At 61.4% G+C, this 17,630-nt stretch carries 18 protein-coding genes; 7 read left to right on the top strand and 11 right to left on the bottom strand.

Features of this window, described 5'->3' with window-relative positions; translation table 11 throughout:
- Positions 1-400: 400 nt before the first annotated feature.
- Complete coding sequence (locus V1283_RS30725; RefSeq protein WP_334390368.1) at positions 401-1,504, top strand: mandelate racemase/muconate lactonizing enzyme family protein; 1,104 nt, start codon at positions 401-403, stop codon at positions 1,502-1,504.
- A 455-nt stretch (positions 1,505-1,959) separates the two neighbouring features.
- Here V1283_RS30725 and V1283_RS30720 read toward each other — a convergent pair whose 3' ends face one another.
- From V1283_RS30720 to V1283_RS30680, 9 genes are all read right to left on the bottom strand, one after another.
- Positions 1,960-3,216 (bottom strand): tetratricopeptide repeat protein, encoded by a 1,257-nt coding sequence (locus V1283_RS30720; protein ID WP_334390367.1) that lies wholly within the window; start codon positions 3,214-3,216, stop codon positions 1,960-1,962.
- A 73-nt stretch (positions 3,217-3,289) separates the two neighbouring features.
- Positions 3,290-4,138 carry a VOC family protein gene (locus V1283_RS30715; RefSeq protein ID WP_334390365.1) on the bottom strand — a complete coding sequence of 283 codons (849 nt, stop codon included), beginning with the start codon at positions 4,136-4,138 and terminating at the stop codon, positions 3,290-3,292.
- Between the two features lie 25 nt (positions 4,139-4,163).
- Positions 4,164-5,048: an oxidoreductase gene (locus V1283_RS30710; protein ID WP_334390364.1), complete on the bottom strand. Its 885-nt coding sequence runs from the start codon at positions 5,046-5,048 to the stop codon at positions 4,164-4,166.
- Positions 5,045-5,797 carry a TetR/AcrR family transcriptional regulator gene (locus tag V1283_RS30705; protein ID WP_334390363.1) on the bottom strand — a complete coding sequence of 251 codons (753 nt, stop codon included), beginning with the start codon at positions 5,795-5,797 and terminating at the stop codon, positions 5,045-5,047. The genes V1283_RS30710 and V1283_RS30705 overlap by 4 nt, the downstream gene beginning before the upstream one ends.
- Positions 5,784-6,110 (bottom strand): non-heme iron oxygenase ferredoxin subunit, encoded by a 327-nt coding sequence (locus V1283_RS30700; protein WP_334390362.1) that lies wholly within the window; start codon positions 6,108-6,110, stop codon positions 5,784-5,786. Before V1283_RS30700 ends, V1283_RS30705 begins: the two co-directional genes overlap by 14 nt.
- On the bottom strand, positions 6,107-6,883 hold the full coding sequence (locus V1283_RS30695) for an SDR family NAD(P)-dependent oxidoreductase (RefSeq protein ID WP_334390361.1): 777 nt from the start codon (positions 6,881-6,883) through the stop codon (positions 6,107-6,109). Before V1283_RS30695 ends, V1283_RS30700 begins: the two co-directional genes overlap by 4 nt.
- Entirely contained in the window at positions 6,884-7,333 is a 450-nt protein-coding gene (locus V1283_RS30690) for an aromatic-ring-hydroxylating dioxygenase subunit beta (protein WP_334390359.1), read from the bottom strand.
- 46 nt (positions 7,334-7,379) lie between these two features.
- Positions 7,380-8,672 (bottom strand): aromatic ring-hydroxylating oxygenase subunit alpha, encoded by a 1,293-nt coding sequence (locus V1283_RS30685; protein WP_334390358.1) that lies wholly within the window; start codon positions 8,670-8,672, stop codon positions 7,380-7,382.
- 30 nt (positions 8,673-8,702) lie between these two features.
- On the bottom strand, positions 8,703-9,914 hold the full coding sequence (locus V1283_RS30680) for an NAD(P)/FAD-dependent oxidoreductase (protein WP_334390357.1): 1,212 nt from the start codon (positions 9,912-9,914) through the stop codon (positions 8,703-8,705).
- Positions 9,915-10,098: 184 nt separating this feature from the next.
- On the opposite strand from V1283_RS30680, the gene V1283_RS30675 reads away from it, so the two are divergent.
- The 5 genes from V1283_RS30675 (at position 10,099) to V1283_RS30655 (ending at position 14,079) form a co-directional block, all read left to right on the top strand.
- Positions 10,099-11,142, top strand: coding sequence for an amidohydrolase family protein (locus V1283_RS30675; RefSeq protein ID WP_334390356.1), 1,044 nt, complete (start codon positions 10,099-10,101; stop codon positions 11,140-11,142).
- Positions 11,135-11,614: a hypothetical protein gene (locus V1283_RS30670; RefSeq protein ID WP_334390355.1), complete on the top strand. Its 480-nt coding sequence runs from the start codon at positions 11,135-11,137 to the stop codon at positions 11,612-11,614. The genes V1283_RS30675 and V1283_RS30670 overlap by 8 nt, the downstream gene beginning before the upstream one ends.
- Positions 11,615-11,679: 65 nt before the next feature.
- Positions 11,680-12,924, top strand: a complete 1,245-nt coding sequence (locus V1283_RS30665) for an ABC transporter substrate-binding protein (RefSeq protein ID WP_334390354.1) — start codon at positions 11,680-11,682, stop codon at positions 12,922-12,924.
- Between the two features lie 103 nt (positions 12,925-13,027).
- Complete coding sequence (locus tag V1283_RS30660; RefSeq protein WP_334390353.1) at positions 13,028-13,807, top strand: SDR family oxidoreductase; 780 nt, start codon at positions 13,028-13,030, stop codon at positions 13,805-13,807.
- 65 nt (positions 13,808-13,872) lie between these two features.
- Positions 13,873-14,079 (top strand): hypothetical protein, encoded by a 207-nt coding sequence (locus V1283_RS30655; protein ID WP_334390352.1) that lies wholly within the window; start codon positions 13,873-13,875, stop codon positions 14,077-14,079.
- Positions 14,080-14,082: 3 nt separating this feature from the next.
- On the opposite strand, the gene V1283_RS30650 is transcribed toward V1283_RS30655, so the two are convergent.
- Together V1283_RS30650 and V1283_RS30645 are read right to left on the bottom strand one after the other, a co-directional pair.
- Positions 14,083-15,285 carry a CaiB/BaiF CoA transferase family protein gene (locus V1283_RS30650; RefSeq protein WP_334390351.1) on the bottom strand — a complete coding sequence of 401 codons (1,203 nt, stop codon included), beginning with the start codon at positions 15,283-15,285 and terminating at the stop codon, positions 14,083-14,085.
- Positions 15,285-15,938, bottom strand: a complete 654-nt coding sequence (locus V1283_RS30645; protein WP_334390350.1) for a CoA transferase subunit A — start codon at positions 15,936-15,938, stop codon at positions 15,285-15,287. Before V1283_RS30645 ends, V1283_RS30650 begins: the two co-directional genes overlap by 1 nt.
- 200 nt (positions 15,939-16,138) lie before the next feature.
- On the opposite strand from V1283_RS30645, the gene V1283_RS30640 reads away from it, so the two are divergent.
- On the top strand, positions 16,139-17,629 hold the full coding sequence (locus tag V1283_RS30640) for an amidohydrolase family protein (protein WP_334390349.1): 1,491 nt from the start codon (positions 16,139-16,141) through the stop codon (positions 17,627-17,629).
- Position 17,630: the final 1 nt, after the last annotated feature.

Raw genomic sequence — 17,630 nt, 5'->3', positions numbered from 1 at the left:
ACAAAATTGCGGGATGATGAAGGGATGCCGCTGATTTGCCCGACGTGTCAAGTTGCTTTGTCGAATGCCGGCGGCCGACGGCTACTTTGCATGGGGTTGTTTTCGATATTTTGGCAGCGCGCACCCGGTAGCTCTCCAACGTCACCCGCAGTTATGCCGGCAAGGGCACAGCGCGATGCGCATGGTAGCGGGTGCTCTAGTTGCACGGCCGATCTGGGAGTGCCATGTTGCTCGACAATTGATTGATCGCGCAAGCATCAGCCGAGTTTGCCAGTTTGCGCCATCACAATTTGCCAATTGCATCGGATCGCCCGAGGTGTTCCGACGGGTCCGATGATGGATTGGAGCGAGAGTTTAATTCTCTGAAATCGTCAGAGGAAAGAAAGCTGGGAGGTTCGACATGGCGAAGATCACCACAGTTGAGACGCTTCAGGTCGATCTCAAACCCAAGGTGAAGCGGACCGACGCCGTGCAAAGCTTCGAGTCCCAGGAAACCCCGATCGTCAAAATCCGCGATGCGGATGGCGTCGAAGGCATCGGCTACTCCTACACGATCGGCACCGGCGGCTCCTCGGTCGTGAAGCTGCTCGATGATCATTTGGTGCCGCTACTCATCGGCCGCGAGGCGGACGAGATCGAGAGGATCTGGCGCGACCTGTTCTATCGCGTCCACGCCACCACGGTCGGCGCCCTCACCTCGATTGCCTTGGCCGCGATCGACACGGCCCTGTGGGACCTCCGATCAAAGCGCGCGAAGCTGCCGCTCCATAAAGCTGCCGGGGGCGCCAAGGACCGCATCAAGCTCTACTACACCGAGGGCGGCTGGCTCCACATCGACGAGGGCGAGCTGGTGGAGGAAGCGCAGAAGGCCAAGGAACGCGGCTTCGGTGGCACCAAGATCAAGGTGGGCCGCCCGCATGTGGCGGAAGATGTTCGCCGCCTGCGCGCCGTGCGCAAGGCCGTCGGCGACGACTTTGACGTCATGACCGATGCGAACCAGGGCTTCATGGTCGACGAAGCCATCCGCCGCGCCCGCCATTATGAGGACTGCGATATCGCCTGGTTCGAGGAGCCGATCCATGCCGATGACGTCATGGCCCACAAGCGGCTATGCGAGTCGACGCAGATTCCGATTGCCGTCGGCGAGTCCCTATACTCCTTGTCGCAATTCAAGGATTACCTTCAGAACAATGCCTGCTCGATCGTCCAGGTCGATGTCGGCCGCATCGGCGGCATCACCCCCTGGCTGAAGGTCGCTCACATGGCGGAAGCCTTCAACATTCCGGTTTGCCCTCACTTCCTGATGGAGATTCACCTGCCCCTTTGCTGTGCCGTGCCCAACAGCCGCTGGCTTGAATTCATTCCCCAGCTCGATCTCGTGACCAGAACAGGCATGAAAGTCGAGAACGGCTATGGCGTTCCTTCGGAGGAACCGGGCCTCGGCATTGATTGGGACTGGAGCGCGCTCGACAAATTGGTAGTGCATCGTAAAGCGCATGGCTGAAGCCGAACCGAAAACCTGCTGCGGGCTTAATGGAGGTTGGACGGCACGTTTGTCGGAACGAACGTTGATTCTCCAAAATATATGCGCCTCTTAATCAGCGGCTTGTGGGTGAGGATTTGAGCCGCAATTATACCGACGCGGCCGCCATAGCGGGGCGGCGGGCGTTTACAAAATTTGCGGGATGATCAAGGGATGCCGCTGATTTGCCCGACGTGTCAAGTTGCTTTGTCGAATGCCGGCGACCGACTGCTACTTTGCATGGGGTTGTTTTCGATATTTTGGGAGCGCGCACCTTCCAAAGGGGAGTTTCTCCACCCGGAAGAACTCCGAGTGAGCAAATCTCGTCCGAGATGCGCTCAAGAGCTGACATCGAGACAGCCGAGTAGTCGATCGGCGTCGCAAATCGACGCAGCATCGCGGGTCCGCCCTTTGAGCAGAATTCGAACGGCATGCTGTCAGAAACCGAGCACGCGGAGCTGTTGCTTGCTGACCCGGTCGGCGGGGTCGATCGATTGCGCCTTGCGGAAATCGGCGATCGCCTCGGCGCGGCGGCCCAGCACTTCATGGGAGAGGCCGCGGTTGTTGTAGGCCTCGACATAGGACGGATCGAACTGGATCGCTTGCGTGAAATCTGCAATCGCGCGGTTGCTGTCGCCCTTTGCGACCAAGGCTTTGCCGCGCGAGTTGAAGGAGTTGAAGTCCTTGGGGTTTATCGCGATCGCCCGGTCATAGTCGGCGATCGCGTCATCGATCTTACGCAGCGCCATACGGGCATTGCCGCGATTCCAATACGCCACGCCGTTCTTTGGATTGATGCTGATCGACTGATCATAGTAGGCGATCGCGCGGCTATGGTCCTTCAGGCCTTCGTAAGCGACGCCGCTGCAATTGTACCCGCCGGGATTGTTGGGTTCGCGCTTGATGACCTCGCTGCAATCCGGAACGGCGAGGTCGAATTGGCGATTGTTGCTGTAGGCAACGCCACGCGCACTGTATAGCCAAAGCAGATTTGGATCGAGCTTGATCGCCTCGCTGTAGTCTGCGATCGCGGGCTCCCATCCGCCCTTTTTCGTGATCAACCTCTTCCTGAAGAGTGTCTGCCCCCTTTGGCCGAAACCAAAGGCGTATTTCGGATCGATTGTGACCGCCTGGGTGATATCGGCGATCGCCTGGTCGAATTCACCCTTTTCCGTCCACGCCATGCCGCGCCGGGCATAGGCCCACGCGTCCCTGGCATCGACCCTGATCGCCTCGGCGTGGTCGGCCAGCGCTGCGTCGTATTCATGCAGACCGTAGTAGGCGACACCACGGTTGTTGTAGGCCCAGCCATATTTCGGATCGATCTTGATGGCCTCGGTGCAATCCGCAATGGCCGCGTTGTGGTCCTCTTTGCTCTCGTAAGCCTCACACCGGTGCGCAAAGGCCCAGGCGTCCTTCGGGCTGAGCTTGATGGCCTCGCCGTAGTCGGCAATCGCGCGGTCGTAATCCTTGCTGTTGAAGGAGCCGTGGCCCCGGTTCTTGAAGGCCTTGACGCGTTCTGCCACCGACCCGTTTGCATCGTCGATAATGCGACTGCATGCCGCAAAGCCGGCGTCGGGCTTGTCGGCGCTGGCGGCGCACTCGCCCCGGTCGGTCGGCGTGGCGGCCAGCGCCGGCATCGCAAGCAGGAGACCCATGCAAAGGAGCAGTCCACCTGATCCGCGCACTGGCATGCTGTTCTTCCCTCCGCCTGGCGTTCCGACGCGGCACGTACGGGCGTGATGACTTCAGCCTACGATAGACATGCTATCGAGGGCGTACCGACTTCGCTCCCCACATGCACAGGCTCGATGGCTCGAAACCGAACTGGCGCGGCCGATGGGTTTCCTCGTCTTCGATTTCATCCACGCCGACAGAATATTCGAACACCATCCCGTCGGGACCCTGGAAGTAGAGGAATCTTGCACCCGAGGTCGGGTGACGGCCCGGGCCGAATACGATAGGCACGCGCCGTCCGGACAAATGATAGTAGGATCGCAGCACGTCGTCGTTGCTCTCGACCTGGTGGTTGACGTGATGAATGCCCGGTCCTCGGCCCGGCGCGAGTGCGATCGTGTGATGGATTGCGTTGACCCGCATGAGAGCGATATCCCCGATCCGGTCGCTGACCCGGGCGTTGCAAACCTGGGTCCAGAATTCTTCATCTCTTGCCGGATCCGTCGTGTGAAGGCCGACATGGCTAAAGCCGGTGATGCCGGCATCCCGCGAGGCAAAGTAGCGTTTGCCGCTGCGCTCCGGCCGAACCACCAGCTCGATCTGATTGCCGGTAGGATCCTTGAAGCCGATAAATGCCTTTACCTTGCGCAACGCGCATTCGGTCGGCGTACCGGCATGCACGGGGTGACCCAACTGGTCCAGCGTTGCGGCGGCGGCATTTAACCTGGTCTCGTCCTCGACCTCGAATCCGACGGTTTGATCGGCGGGATCGCCCTCGAAATAGCACAGCGTATGCGCCCGATCGTCTGACCGCAGATAGAGCGCCTTGCCCGACTGCTCGCCGATCTGCAGGCCCAGGCATTTGGTCGCGAAACTCTCGGCCTCCTCGAGGTTGGATGTACCCATCCTGACATATGAAAGATCCCTGAGTTCGATCATTGGGCACTCCTGTGCAGAGGGTGGTTCATCCGGCCCGCGCGGGCTGCAATTCGGCGATGTCGGTGCATTCGCTCCCCCATTCGCAGAGCGAGGAAGCCTCCGCGGTGAATTGTCGGGGGCGATGCGAAGGTTCGATGTCCCGGAGGCCATAGCCGTAGGAAAAAACGTAACCTTCGGGCCCGGCAAATCGCAGGAAGATCTGCCCCGATGCCGGTTCGCGTCCCGGGCCCTGCACGATCTTGATCTGCCGCTCCTGGACGAAATAGTTGCTCTGCATCACGGCGTCCATGCTTTCGACGCCGTATGAGACATAAACCAGGCCTGCTCTATCGGAAGGGTAGAGCACCACGCGATGATGTTTCTGGTCGATGCCAAGATACGTGACTTCGCCGGCCCGGTCGGTCACCCGGGCACCCAGGATAGTCCATAGCTTGAGGTCGTCCTTGATCGCACGGCTGCGCAGCCCGACACTTTGCAATCCGGTGACGCCGGCGTCGCGGCTGGGGAAATAGCGGCGTCCGCTTTGAGCCGGCCGCAATACCAGGTCGATTTCGTTGCCGGTAGCGTCCGCGACGATGAGCGCCCGGCGAACGAAACGCTGGGCACATTCGTCCACGGTCGCTTCGCGTGCAGGCAATCCAGCGCTCGCGAGCGCCTCCGCGGCACGGTCGAGGTCGGCCTCGTCGTTGATTTCGATGCCGATGCTCGATTTCGCGGCCGCGGTCGACAGACAGAGCGTGTGAAAGCGCGAATCGGAGCGATACAGAAACGGCTCCAGCTTGTTGGGAACATGCTCCAGGCCGAGTATTTCGGTCGCAAACGTGGCGGCGGCCTGCGGCTGCGAAACGGCAAGCCGGACGTAACAAAGCTGGATCGCCGGAATTCGGGGCGATGTCTTTTCAGCGCTCATGACTTTCGATCCTGCCTTCGGGACTTGCCCGGGATGGAGGCTGCCAGGTGCTGGCGAATGATGTCGCGCCAAACGTTCATCAGACGCGAAAATTGCTCAGGATCATCTTCGATCAAGCGGCGCACCGAAAAACCGCGAACGGCGCTCAGCGTCAGCGCCAGAACGTCGCTGGCCAGCTGCTTGGGAATCCCTGACGATATCAATGTGTCGAGCCAGGCGGCCTCGATTGAGAACCGCGTTTGTCGCGAAAACTGGTGGGTTTCGCGCCTGAGCCGACGCGTACTCTCGTCGCTCATCGCTATGGCGAGACCAATGAAAAAGTGGTCGCCGAAGAAAAAATTCTTCGCGTCCTGGATAATTTCCTCGATCGGGTCCTTGCTGCTTCGGGCCAATTGCGCCCGACGGGTACTCTGCGCGAAATCCATCTCGTTGACGTAGGTCAGCACCGCCACGACAAGCGCATGCTTACTCGGAAAATGATGCATCAGGGCGCCGCGGGAAACGCCGGCGACACTGGCGACCTCGATGGTCCGCAAACCGCCAAAACCTTTCAGACGAATGAGCTTCACCGCAGCGTCCAGCAGTCGTTTGCGCGTGGTTTCGCTACGTTCCGCCTGGGTCCGGCGCGGCGCAAATTTGGGCTCGGCAGAGCTGTCCCTGCGCGATCGCAGTTTTTGGCGCGGGGCAGGGGCCTGCAATATTCCGGGGTTGTGCCGGCCAGTCAGCTTTGGATCTTTAGTATTCGACATAGACATTTTCTTCGATGATTTTGACCGGAAAAGTCTTGAGCGGGACTGTGCAGGGCATGCCCGTGGGCTTTCCGCTTGTCACGTCAAAGGTGCCGAAATGCCAGGGGCATTCGACGATCTTTCCGGTCAGGATGCCTTCCTCCGACAACGATGCTTCGCCGTGCGTACAGAGGTCCGCGGTAGCATAGATCGCTCCATCCACGTTGTAGACGGCGAGCGTCGTCCCGTCAGGCAAGGAAGCGGGCCGGATCTCGCCGTCGGGAAAATCGGCGATCGCGCCGATGCGAACGTTGCTGGTCATGGTATCGGTCATAACATCGTGCTGCCGCCGTTGACACTGATGACTTGCCCGGTGACGAAGGACGCCTCTTTGGATGCCAGATAGCACACCATCGACGCGATCTCGTCCATCTCGCCGGCCCGTCCCATCGGCACGACGTCGACGAATCTTTGCAAGGCCTGCGGCGACATGATGGTGGCCTTCTGGACCTGCGGCGTATTCACGATGCAGGGTGCCACGACATTGAAGGTGATACCGTCCTTGGCGAATTCGCGGGCAAGGCCCGTGGCCATGGCGTGGACGCCACCCTTGGCGGCGTTATAGGCCGCGTGATCCCACAGGCCGTTGCGAACCGAATCGGCGCCGATATTCACCACCCGGCCATATCCCTTGGCTTTCATGATCGGAACGGCGTGCCACGTGCACCACAGCGTCGTCCACAAATTTCGGTCGATCGTCGTGCGCAGGGTATCGGGGGTATGATCGAGGAACGGCTTGATGATGCCGCCACCGGCATTGTTGACGAGCACATCAACCGTTCCATGCGCCGCGACGGTGGACCTGATGAGGCCGCCCGCGACATCCTCCTGCGAAAGGTCGCCAGCCACCACCACCGGCATCTGGCGTCCACCCGCGGCAATGCTCTCGGCAACGGACTTGAGCTGTTTTTCGTTGACGTCCGACAGCGCCAGCCGCGCGCCCGCGTCGGCAAAATGCTGCGCAATGACGGCGCCGATGCCGCTCGCGGCGCCGGTGACGACGATGACCTGGTCGGCGAAGCGGGAGTCCATCTGGTCCGTCTTCATTCAGAGCACGATGCTGATGCGGCCGGAAGGACGCAGGCCCTCGCTGCCGAGAACGCATCGCTTTTCCCGGATGCGAAGGCCGTCGCCGTTGGTCGTCAGACGGTAGTTGCTTGTTCCGAAGTAAAGGTCGGTGGTGCCGTCCTTGGTGCGTAGCGTCTGGAACACGCAGCTCACTTCCATCTCATCGTCGGTCCGCGAGCGGATGCGGACGTTGCCGACCATGCGACTGGTTTTCGAGTGGGGAAATTCGGCATGCGCGGTGCGCTTCATCAGCCGCTTGACCCGTTCGCCGAGTCGGATCCGGTCATCGGCGATATAGAACAGGTTGGTGTCCGGCGACGCGTCGGGCGGCAGGTCGGTGCAGGGCACCTCGTATTTGGCGTCGTCGGTGAACAGGGTCAACCATTCTGGCAACCGCCACTGATCGAGCAGATCGGCTTCGGCGAACAAAAAGTCCTCAACGTCGGAACGGCTTACGGAATGCATGTCGGCCTCCTCAGGCTGCAACGTCTTTGATGCTGGGGATGGGCGTCGGGAACATCTGCCTGTTCCACTGGGTCCAGAATGCGCGCATCTGGAGCTCGTCATTGTGCGAGGGCTTGTCCTTGCCCATTCCTTTGGAGATGTCGTTCCACATCGCTTCCTTTGAATTCTTGAAGCCGCGCTGGCAGTGCTCGAGCGCTTCGGCATCGTCGGGGGTCGCAAATCCGCCGGGGCCGAGGAATTCGAGGAAGTTATTGAGCCGGTACTTGCGCGCCCACGCCGTTTCGTCGTTCGGCGCCAGTGCCCAGGCGTTGATCACCATGTAATCGGGCGCCATCGGGAAGTAGGTTCTGACCGTCAAGGCCATGATGTCGTTGACGACGAGGTTCGGGAAGATGAACAGGTTGCGGTTCTTCAGCGCGATCCGGTCGGCCCGGTCCTTGCCGTATAGCCCGACCAGCTTGTCGTACTGCCGGGCGATTTCGGTTTTGCCGGCTTCGCCCCAGCCCGGGATCCACTGCGCGACCGGCCGACCCCACGGTGCGCCATATTCCAGAACCGCATGCCCGCCGCCGAGATCGTAACCGAAACCACCGCCGGTGCCTGCGCTCATATTATCGGTGGTGTTCATCAGGATGTCGAAGTAGCTCGCATGCGTGGTCATCGCATGGTAGCCGTCGATGCTGTTCTCGGTCAGCAGCTTCCAGTTGGCGCGGATCGAATATTCCTGGCTGCCGGCCACGATCGACATGCCGGCGTCGGTCTGATCGCAGATGACGTCGAGATACTCCTTTGCGTTACCGAGATATTGTTCGAGCGAGACAATGTTCGGATCGAACGAGACGAAATTGAAATCCCGATAGCTTTCGTAGCGGGGCACGGCCTGCATGTTCGAGGTATCGCGGGCCTTGAACCCGTCGGGATAAGACTCTTCACCGGGCTGGCTGCGCAGCTTGCCGTCGGCTCCGAACACCCAGCCGTGATAGAAGCACTGGAACGATTTGGCGTTGCCCTTGCGCTCGCGGCAAACCTGCGCGCCGCGATGCGGGCAGGTGTTCAACAACGCCCGAAGCTGCCCCTTGGCGTCCCGGGTAAAGAGAATGCTGCGGCCCGCCACCGAACGGCTGATGAAATCTCCAGGCTTCGGCAGCTCTGAGGAATGACCGAGATAAAGCCAGCAGCGGTCGAAGATTCTCTCCTTCTCGGCCTCGAAGATTTCATGATCGACGAAGTTGCGGCGCGCCACCTTGAAGACGCGTTGCGCCGGATCCACGAGCAGGGCCGGTTGAGCATTATCGGCGTTCATGGCATTTCCTTTCTGTGAGGCAAGTGAGTTCTATGAGGCAAGCGAGCGCTTCAGTTCGAATTGCGGGTTTTCGAGGTGGGTTCTGCGGACTGTCCTTCGCGATGCGACGAGACGGCGCAGAACCGACATGTCGCGCGCGGAATTGACGGCTATTCCGCCAACGACCTCGCCGTCGCGGATACTGAGCGTCGTGAAGCGTCCATTGGCGACGTCGCCCCTGACGATTTCATCGCCGCCGCCGGGATGGCCTACGATCTGGATGTTGGCGCCATACTGGTCGGACCAAAACCAGGGCGGTGCGTCATAGATCGTCGCTTCGCCAGCGATGTTCTTCGCAGTCGCGATCGCCTGATTTTGTGCGTTCGCCCAGTTTTCGAGCCGCATCCAGCGGTCGTGACACCGACTCCACTGTTCGGCGACGTCGCCGGCCGCATGGACGCCATCGATGGCGGTCGCGCCTGACGTGCTGACCTTGATGCCATGGCGGGTTTCGAGTCCAAGCTGTTGCGCGAGGTCGACCGATGCTTCGACGCCGATGCCGACAAGCGCCATGTCGGCAGGAACGACGGTTCCGTCGTCAAGTTCAATGCCGGTTGCTGCCGCCCGCTTGATGGTGATGCCACACATGATTTTCACGCCCTTGGCGGCATGAAGCGCTTGCGCATACCGGCTAAGCGACGGCGAGCCGATCTGGGGCAATACGGCTTCGGCCTTCTCGAGAACGACAACATCGCAGCCGCGCGCAACCGCCGCGGATGCCACTTCGAAACCGATGACGCCGCCGCCGACCAGAACGACCTTCCTGCCCGGCTGCAACGCGCTTCGCAGCGCCAGCGCATCGTCCATGCAGCGGAGATAGCTGACGGGCAGCGCGGTGCCTTCCAGTTCGGCCATTCGGCGAGGGCGCGTGCCCGTCGCCAGCAGCAACTGGTCGAATGCAAACGTGCGACCGTCTTTCAGCCCGATCTCGCGTCGGTCGATATCGGCGGCGACGACACGGGAAGACGTCGACAGGGTCACGCCAAGCCCGGCCCAGTCGCCGGAGCTGCGGATGAACGCCGGATTGGGTTCGCCGTCGAGCAGGATCGCCTTGGAGAGCTGCGGCCGCTCATAGGGAAGGTGGGCTTCTTCGCCGACCAGGGTGATCGGTCCGCTATGGCCGGCTGCACGCAAGGCCTCGGCTGCGCGGCCTCCAGCCTGGCCGGCTCCGACGATCACGACGCGTGTCTTCGACAGGTTCACCGCGGTCGCTCCCTGTGGCGCCGCCAGATACGGCAGCCATCGTGACGCTTTCAAAAGACGTCTTGACTCCAAATAAGAAACAATCAATCTTGTTTGTAAAGTAAAAACTGCGGATTGAGCGCCGTTTCGCAAGGGTTGCTCCGATCGATGCATAAGCCCGTCAAGGGCATCAGGGAGAGACGCGGTGGGCGCTGTGATCGATGTTCACACCCACATTGTGCCTTCGCGACTGGCTGCCGATCCCAAGCGGGACCGGCGGTGGCCCAGCGTTGAGCTGTCTGGCGGCGATCAGGCCGCGGTGATGATCGCGGGCAAGGTATTTCGCAAAATCGATACGCGATCCTGGGATGTCGACCGGCGCCTGTCGGACATGGTCGATGACGGTACTGACATGCAGGTGTTGTCGCCGATGCCGGAACTGTTGTCGCATTGGCTGCCGCCCGACGATGCGGAGTATCTCGCCGACATCATGAACGACGAGATCGCGGCCATGATCGCCAGGGCACCGCGCAACTTCGCCGGCATCGGAATGGCTTGCGTACAGGACGTGCCGCGCGCGGTGCGCCAGTTGCAAAAGGTCAAGGCGCTGGACTTTGCCGGAATCGAAATCGGAACGCATGTCAATGGCGTGGCGCTCGGAAGCGAAGCCCTGTTTCCCCTCTATGAAGCTGCCGAAGCGCTCGACCTCGGAATTTTTGTGCATCCGCTTCATCCGGCCGGGATGGAGCGGGTGGCCGCCAGCCCTGAATTTGCGGCGACGGCGGTATTTCCCCTTGAGACGGCGCTCGCATCGGTGTCGTTGCTCGCCGCCGGAGTTATCGAGCGCTTTCCGAAGCTGCGCATCCTGCTCAGCCACGGCGGCGGTGCGCTGTCGTGGATCCTGCCGCGAATGGATTTCGGATGGTCGCTCGGCCTGAAGGGCCAGATGTCCCAGCCGCCGTCGAAGATCGCGCGTCAATTCTGGTACGATACGATCCTTTACGATCCGGCATCGCTGTCGTTCCTCGCCAGCGCCGTCGGCAGCGATCACATCGTCGTCGGATCGGATTACCCCTTTTCGATCCGGCAAAAACAGCCCGGCGCATTTGCATCGCGCGCGTTGGGCGTCGACGCCGTTCTGGCCGACAACGCCTTCGCCTTTCTCGGCCGTACATATGACGTGAAAAGGCTCGACAAGGCCAAAGCGCCGGATGCCGCGTCAGCGCAAGGGAGCCGAGCGCGTGGTTGAGTGCCGGTCATTGCCGCAGATGTGCCTGCTCGGTCCGATGCCGCCGCGTACGCCGGGCCGCAGCGACGCGCAGGTGCCATCGGATGCAAGTCGCGGTGAGAGCAAATACGGCCGGATTCCGTTTGTCTATTTCTACCAGGAAGGATTGAAGGCTGATCCCACCTTTGGCTTGCTGGATATCGAAATAGCGATCCAGCGTCGTGGTGCCGCGTACCAGTTCGAAATCTATTGTATCGGCGACGGCTATCAGAGCGGGCACGGTTCAAGCGCGCCACAACCGCTTTCGATCGAGTTCCGCGTTGGCGCCCGCACCGTCGCAACGGCCGAATGGCGCTATCCGACCATTCTCAACGGCCACATGGATGCGCTGACATTTTCGGCGCCGATCGAACTCACGGAAGGCGACTTCAGGGAAATTGACAACGCGTTGCTCCCGTCGGTCTGCGCCGAGGCGACGATATGTCTTGAGTGAGTGCGGTGACCGGCGAGGCCGGCGCAGGATGATGACTGTCAACTGCTATTCTGGAGGAGGCTGTTATGAACTCAATCACCCGTCGTTCTGCCGTGGCAGGTATCGGCGCCGTTGCGCTGACATTGGCCCGCTCCAGGAAAGCCCTCGCCGCAAAGAATTACGATATTGGCGTCACGGACACCGAGATCAAGTTGGGCACCACGTCGCCTTACAGCGGCCCGGCATCTGCCTACGGGGTTTATGGACAGGCCCAAACGGCCTATTTCGAAATGATCAATGACCGCGGCGGGATCAACGGCCGCAAGGTAAACCTCATATCGCTCGACAACGCATTCAGCCCGCCGAAGGCGGTTGAACAAACACGCAAGCTCGTCGAGTCCGATGAGGTGTTTGCCATCGCCGGCTTTCTGGGGACACCGCCGAACGCCGCAGTGTCCAAGTACCTCAACGGCAAGGGTGTGCCGAGCCTCTTTCTCACGTCCGGGGCCGTTAGATTCAATGATCCAAAGGGCTTCCCCTGGATCGTCCCGTTCTATCCCTCGTACATCGCGCAAGGGGCCGTATTTGGCCGGTATCTGCTCAAGGCGAAGCCGAATGCAAAGATCGCGGTTCAGTATGTCAACGACGATCTTGGCAAGGACTATCTTCGTGGACTGAAGCTGGGGCTTGGCGATCGGGCTTCGCAGATGATCGCCAAGGAAATCAGCCATGAGATGACCGAGCCGACGATCGAGAGCCAGGTCGTCGAACTCAAGCTGAGCGGCGCGGATGTCTTTGTTCAACTGAGCGCATCGAAATTTGCGGCGCAAGCCATCCGCAAGGTTGCGAGCCTTGGCTGGCAACCGACCTTCATCATCAACTCGAACTCTAGTTCGGTTGGAGCGACGCTGGTGCCCGCCGGACTCGAAAATGCCAAGGGCCTTATCACCGCGCGCTGGGAAAAGAATGTCACTGATCCGGCGGAAGCAGATGATGCAGGCGTAAAGGAATACAGGGCGATCGCGCAAAAATACATGCCGCGCCTCAACCTGGATGATGCGACGGCGATCCCCGGCTACAACAACGCTTCGGCGATCGCGCATGTCTTGAAGCTGTGCGGCGACGATCTCACCCGGGCGAACTTGCTCCATCAAGCGACCAACCTGAAGGGCTACACGCCGCCGCTTATCTTGAACGGCGTGAAGATCTACAACTCGCCAGACAATTACGATGCCTTCCACAACATGCAGCTTGCGCAGTTCGATGGCAAGCAATGGGTTGGCATGGGTGAGATGATTTCCCTCGAAGATCTGAAAATCGTCTCCGACTAGACGGCGCCATGACGAGAATCGCGGGTTGGTTTGCCGAACGATCAATAAGCAGCAGGCATCTACCTAACGGCGGGATGCCGAGACAGTCGGGTCAGGAAAAAAGATGGATTTTGGTCTTCGAGGGCGCACGGCAATTGTTTGTGCGGCAAGCATGGGCTTGGGCAGGAGTTGTGCGATCGCTCTCGGAAACGAAGGCGTAAAGCTGATCATCGTTGCCCGGCGCCGGCAAGTTTTGGAGCAGGCAGCGACCGAAATTCAAGCGGCCACCGGTGCAGAAACAGTTGCCGTCGCAGCTGATGTCACGACCCAGGAAGGGCGAAACGCCATTCTCGCCGCTTGCCCCGATCCGGATATTCTCGTCAACAACGCTGGCGGTCCGCCGCCGGGCGATTTCCGGAATTGGGACCGCGACGACTGGATCAAGGCGCTCGACGCCAACATGCTGGCGCCGATCGAAATCATGAAATCCACCATCGACGGCATGATCGCGCGCAAATTCGGGCGGATCGTCAACGTGACGTCTCACGCGGTGAAGGCGCCGGTCGGCATGTTGGGTCTGTCAAATGGCGCACGTTCAGGGTTGACAGGGTTTGTCGCGGGCCTGGCGCGCGCCACCGCCGAGCATAACGTCACGATCAACAATCTGCTGCCGGGCACGTTCGATACCGATCGGCTGAAATCGAATCTGCAGGCGCTGGCTGCCAGCACCAAACGTCCGGTGGATCAGGTCACCCAGCAAATCAAGTCAGGTAATCCATCGAAGCGCTTCGGACACCCGGATGAGTTCGGCGCGACCTGTGCGTTCCTGTGCTCGGTGCAGGCCAGTTACATTACTGGGCAGAACATTCTGATCGACGGCGGCGCCTATCCCGGCACTTTCTGAGCATGCTGCCCCAATGACCGAACCCCGCAGGACGAGGCCATCGTCAGACAGGCGTCAGGCATCGCATGCGGAGCCGAAAGAGGAAGCGTGAGAATCTGCTCAAGCAGGCGACCTCGCTCAAAGGGATCGTGCCTCCGATGTTCGGCGACGGCATCGGCGTGTACAATTCGCCGACGGATTATCGTGCGATCCATCATCTCCAACTCACGCGTTTTGACGGCGCGACGCTGGTGCCGCTCGGTGAGCCGGCGCCGCTGGACGACGTCGGTTGACGTTCAGTCCGAACGCGAAAGGACACCTTGGCGGCGCAGCGTGTCGATCTGTTCGCCCGACATGCCGAGCAGGCGCGAAAGCACGTCCGTGCTGTCCGCTCCAAGGCCGGATACCGTCGGCCCGGCCGCCGTCGGCGTCGTGAACTTAAATGGCGCGTTGGGCACCAGAAATTCGCCGGCACCGTCCTTTATTCGGGAAAGGCTGCCTCGTTCCGCCAGTTGTGGATCCTTCATGGCATCCGCAACGGTGAGGAAGCGCGAGCAGGGGACGCCGTTGGCGTCCATGATGGCTTCGATCTCGATGCCGGTGTGTTGTTCGGTCCATTGCTCGATGACCGCCATCAGTGCAGTCCAGTTTTCGACACGCGCCTGACCGGTCGCGAACCGCACATCTGTTTTCAGGTCCGGCCGCTGCATCGCTTCCGCCATCTGCTGGAAGTTCTTTTGGCTGATGGGGGCGATGATGACGTGACCATCCCTGGTCTTCATGGGCGCGTAGACCGGACGCCGGCGTTCGCTTGGGAATTGCGTTTCCTGGCACTCGAACACCATCAGATTGAGCATCGAGTCCATCAGCGACACGTCGATGGCCTGTCCCTGTCCGCTGCGTTCGCGATGGACGAGGGCGGCCTGAATGGCGCCGAAAGCGTAAGCGCCCGAAAGAATGTCGGCGGTGAAGATGCCCGTCGAAGCAGGATAATCCTGAGTTGGTTGATAGCTGAGGTTCGCGGCATCGTAGCCGCTGGCGGCGTGGACGATCGGCGCGTAGGCGGCGCGCGTGGCGCCGGGGCCCGATTGTCCATAGCCGGAGATCGAACAATAGACGAGCTTCGGATTGTGCCGACTCAGGGTCGCGTAATCGAAGCCCAGCCGCGCCATCACGCCGGGACGGAAATTTTCCGGCACGACGTCGGATTGCTTTACCAGTGCATGAATGATCGATTTCGCCGCATCGGTCTTGAGGTCGATCGCGACGCTCTTCTTTCCGCAATTGAGCGCGCCGAAATAGGTGCTGTTGCCGTCGCGGAGCGGCGGGCGGCTGCGGATCAGATCGCCTTCGAGCCCCTCGATCTTGATGACTTCGGCGCCGAGGTCGGCCATCAGCCGCGCGCAATGCGGGCCGGCGAGCATGGCGGTGAAATCGAGTACCCGAATGCCCTGCAAGGGCCCCGGCCGCGGCTCAGCCGCTGGATGCAATCCGGCCATTATCGGCTCGCGGGTTCGCGCAGATGCGGACTGCCGATGCGCCGGTGATAATCGGCTTGCGTGGCGGCGCCGCTGACATAGGTTTCGAGATATTTTGTAAAGGAAGCACTTCCGCCACTGGCCCGGACGTACTCCGCAAGGTGATCGTCGTCGGCCTCGTAAAGTCCGCCGCTGGAAGTCGGATGGGCCCCAAAGGGCGCCTCGACCACGGCGTCCACGAATGCCGAGGGCAACTTGGTCAGATGATTGTCCCGCCGGATAGTCTCGGTGGGGACGATGCGGTCGACCGACACGATGACCTTCTTCGAGGCTTGCGCCATCAGCACGTCAAAGAATACCGGGCCGAAATACTGGACATTGCCGAGTTCGTCGGCCTGCTGGGCATGAAGCAGCGTCACGTCAAGATGAATGGCCGGCACCTTCAACATGGCGCGTTCGCCGGGCGCGCGGGGGACGGATTGATAGGTCTGCGGATTGACGCGCGGAAGATCCGTGCACATGTCCGGGATCAGGCCGTAGGGCAGGTCGCAGGCGGCGGCGCGCAGGCCGCCGGCGATGGCCGGGCCATCAAGCTCGTGAATCCTGACGCTGCCGGTTTCGGCGGCGCGTCGGAAATGCGGCGCCAGTCCGAACTGCTCCAAGCTGATGAACACGCAGCCGGTCTCGGCCACGCCGCGATGAATGCCAAGGATGTGGCGCAATACGCATGATGCGTCAGCATCAGCGGAGGTGGTCGTCGGTCCGAAAATCTGTCTCTATTGAAATCGAGACAGCTCGTGCGTGGGCGGTCTAGGTGCCTACGGAGCGGCTGCCGGCCTTGCCGGACTAAAGTTTTGCGTGAGGGAGTAGCGATATGACTGGCTTGGTAATCAGTGGCGGCCGGGTGGTGGATCCGGCAAGCGGGATGGACGCCATTGGCGATGTGGCGGTGCTGGATGGCCGGATCTCCGCTGTTGGCACCGGGTTCGGCAGCGCCGAGCGGGTGATCGACGCGACCGGGCTGGTGGTGGCTCCCGGCTTCATCGACCTGCACGCGCACGGCCAGTCGATCCCGGCCGACCGCATGCAGGCGTTCGACGGGGTGACGACGACGCTCGACCTCGAGGCGGGCGTATTGCCGGTCGCATCCTGGTATCGGCGCCAGGCCGCCAAGGGGCGCGTGCTGAACTACGGCGCCGCTGCGAACTGGGCCTTCGCGCGCATCGGCGCGATGACTGGCTCCAACGCCGAAAGCTCGCTGGAGGCGTTCGGCAATGCCATGCGCGATCGCCGCTGGATCGACAACGTGGCCAGCGATACCGAGGTGGCCGGCATCCTCGATCGCCTCGCCATCGGACTGAACGAGGGCGGCATCGGCATCGGCATCCTCAACGCCTATGCCCCGGGCGCTGGCGTCCAGGAGCTGACCGCGGTGTGCCAGCTGGCGGCGGCGCATGATGTGGCGACCTTCACCCACGTCGCCTACATGTCCCGTATCGATCCGGAAAGCGCCGCCGAGGCCTATGTCCGCCTGATCGGCTATGCCGGCGCCACCGGCGCGCATATGCACATCTGCCACTTCAACTCTTCCAGCAAGACCGACGTGGAGCGTTGCGCCGTGCTGGTGAAGAAGGCGCAGGCGCAGGGCCTGCCGATCACGGTGGAGGCCTATCCGTACGGCACCGGTTCGACGGTGCTGGCGGCGGCCTTCTTCAGCGACCCGGAGTTCGAGGCGCGCAATGGATTAGGCTACGATTCGGTGCAGCGCGTGACCGACGGGCGGCGCTTCCGCGACCGCAAGGAATTGCTGGCGGCACAGGCGGAGGAGCCGTCCACGCTGGTGCTGTGGCATATACTGGATACGGAGAACAATCCGCACCATCGGGACCTGCTGGACATATCGGTGCTGTATCCCGGCGGCGCGATCGCCTCCGACGCGATGCCATGGACGCTGTCGGACGGCAGCCCTTACACTGGCGACGCCTGGCCGCTGCCAAAGGACGCCACCTCGCATCCGCGTTCGGCGGGTTGCTTCACCCGTTTCATCCGCGAGTGGGTGCGTGAGCGCAAGGCGGTGTCGCTGCTGGAAGGCATCCGCAAATGCGCCCTGATCCCGGCGGAGATTCTTTCCCACAGCACGCCCGCCATGCGTACCAAGGGAAGGCTGCAGCCGGGTGCGGATGCCGACATTGTCGTGTTCGATTTCGAAACGCTGACCGACCGGGCGACTTTCTCGGCGATGAACCGCCCGTCAGAGGGCGTGCGGCATCTGGTGGTCAGCGGCCAGCCGCTGATATCAGATGGCGTGCTGGATGTGGCGGCGAGGCCCGGCCGGCCGGTGCGCCGGCCCGTTGCCGAGAGCTGAT

The sequence above is a fragment of the Bradyrhizobium sp. AZCC 2262 genome (assembly GCF_036924535.1).
GTDB lineage: Bacteria > Pseudomonadota > Alphaproteobacteria > Rhizobiales > Xanthobacteraceae > Bradyrhizobium.
Note: the sequence above shows the minus strand (reverse complement) of the source record. Positions and strands in the feature narration are given on the sequence as shown.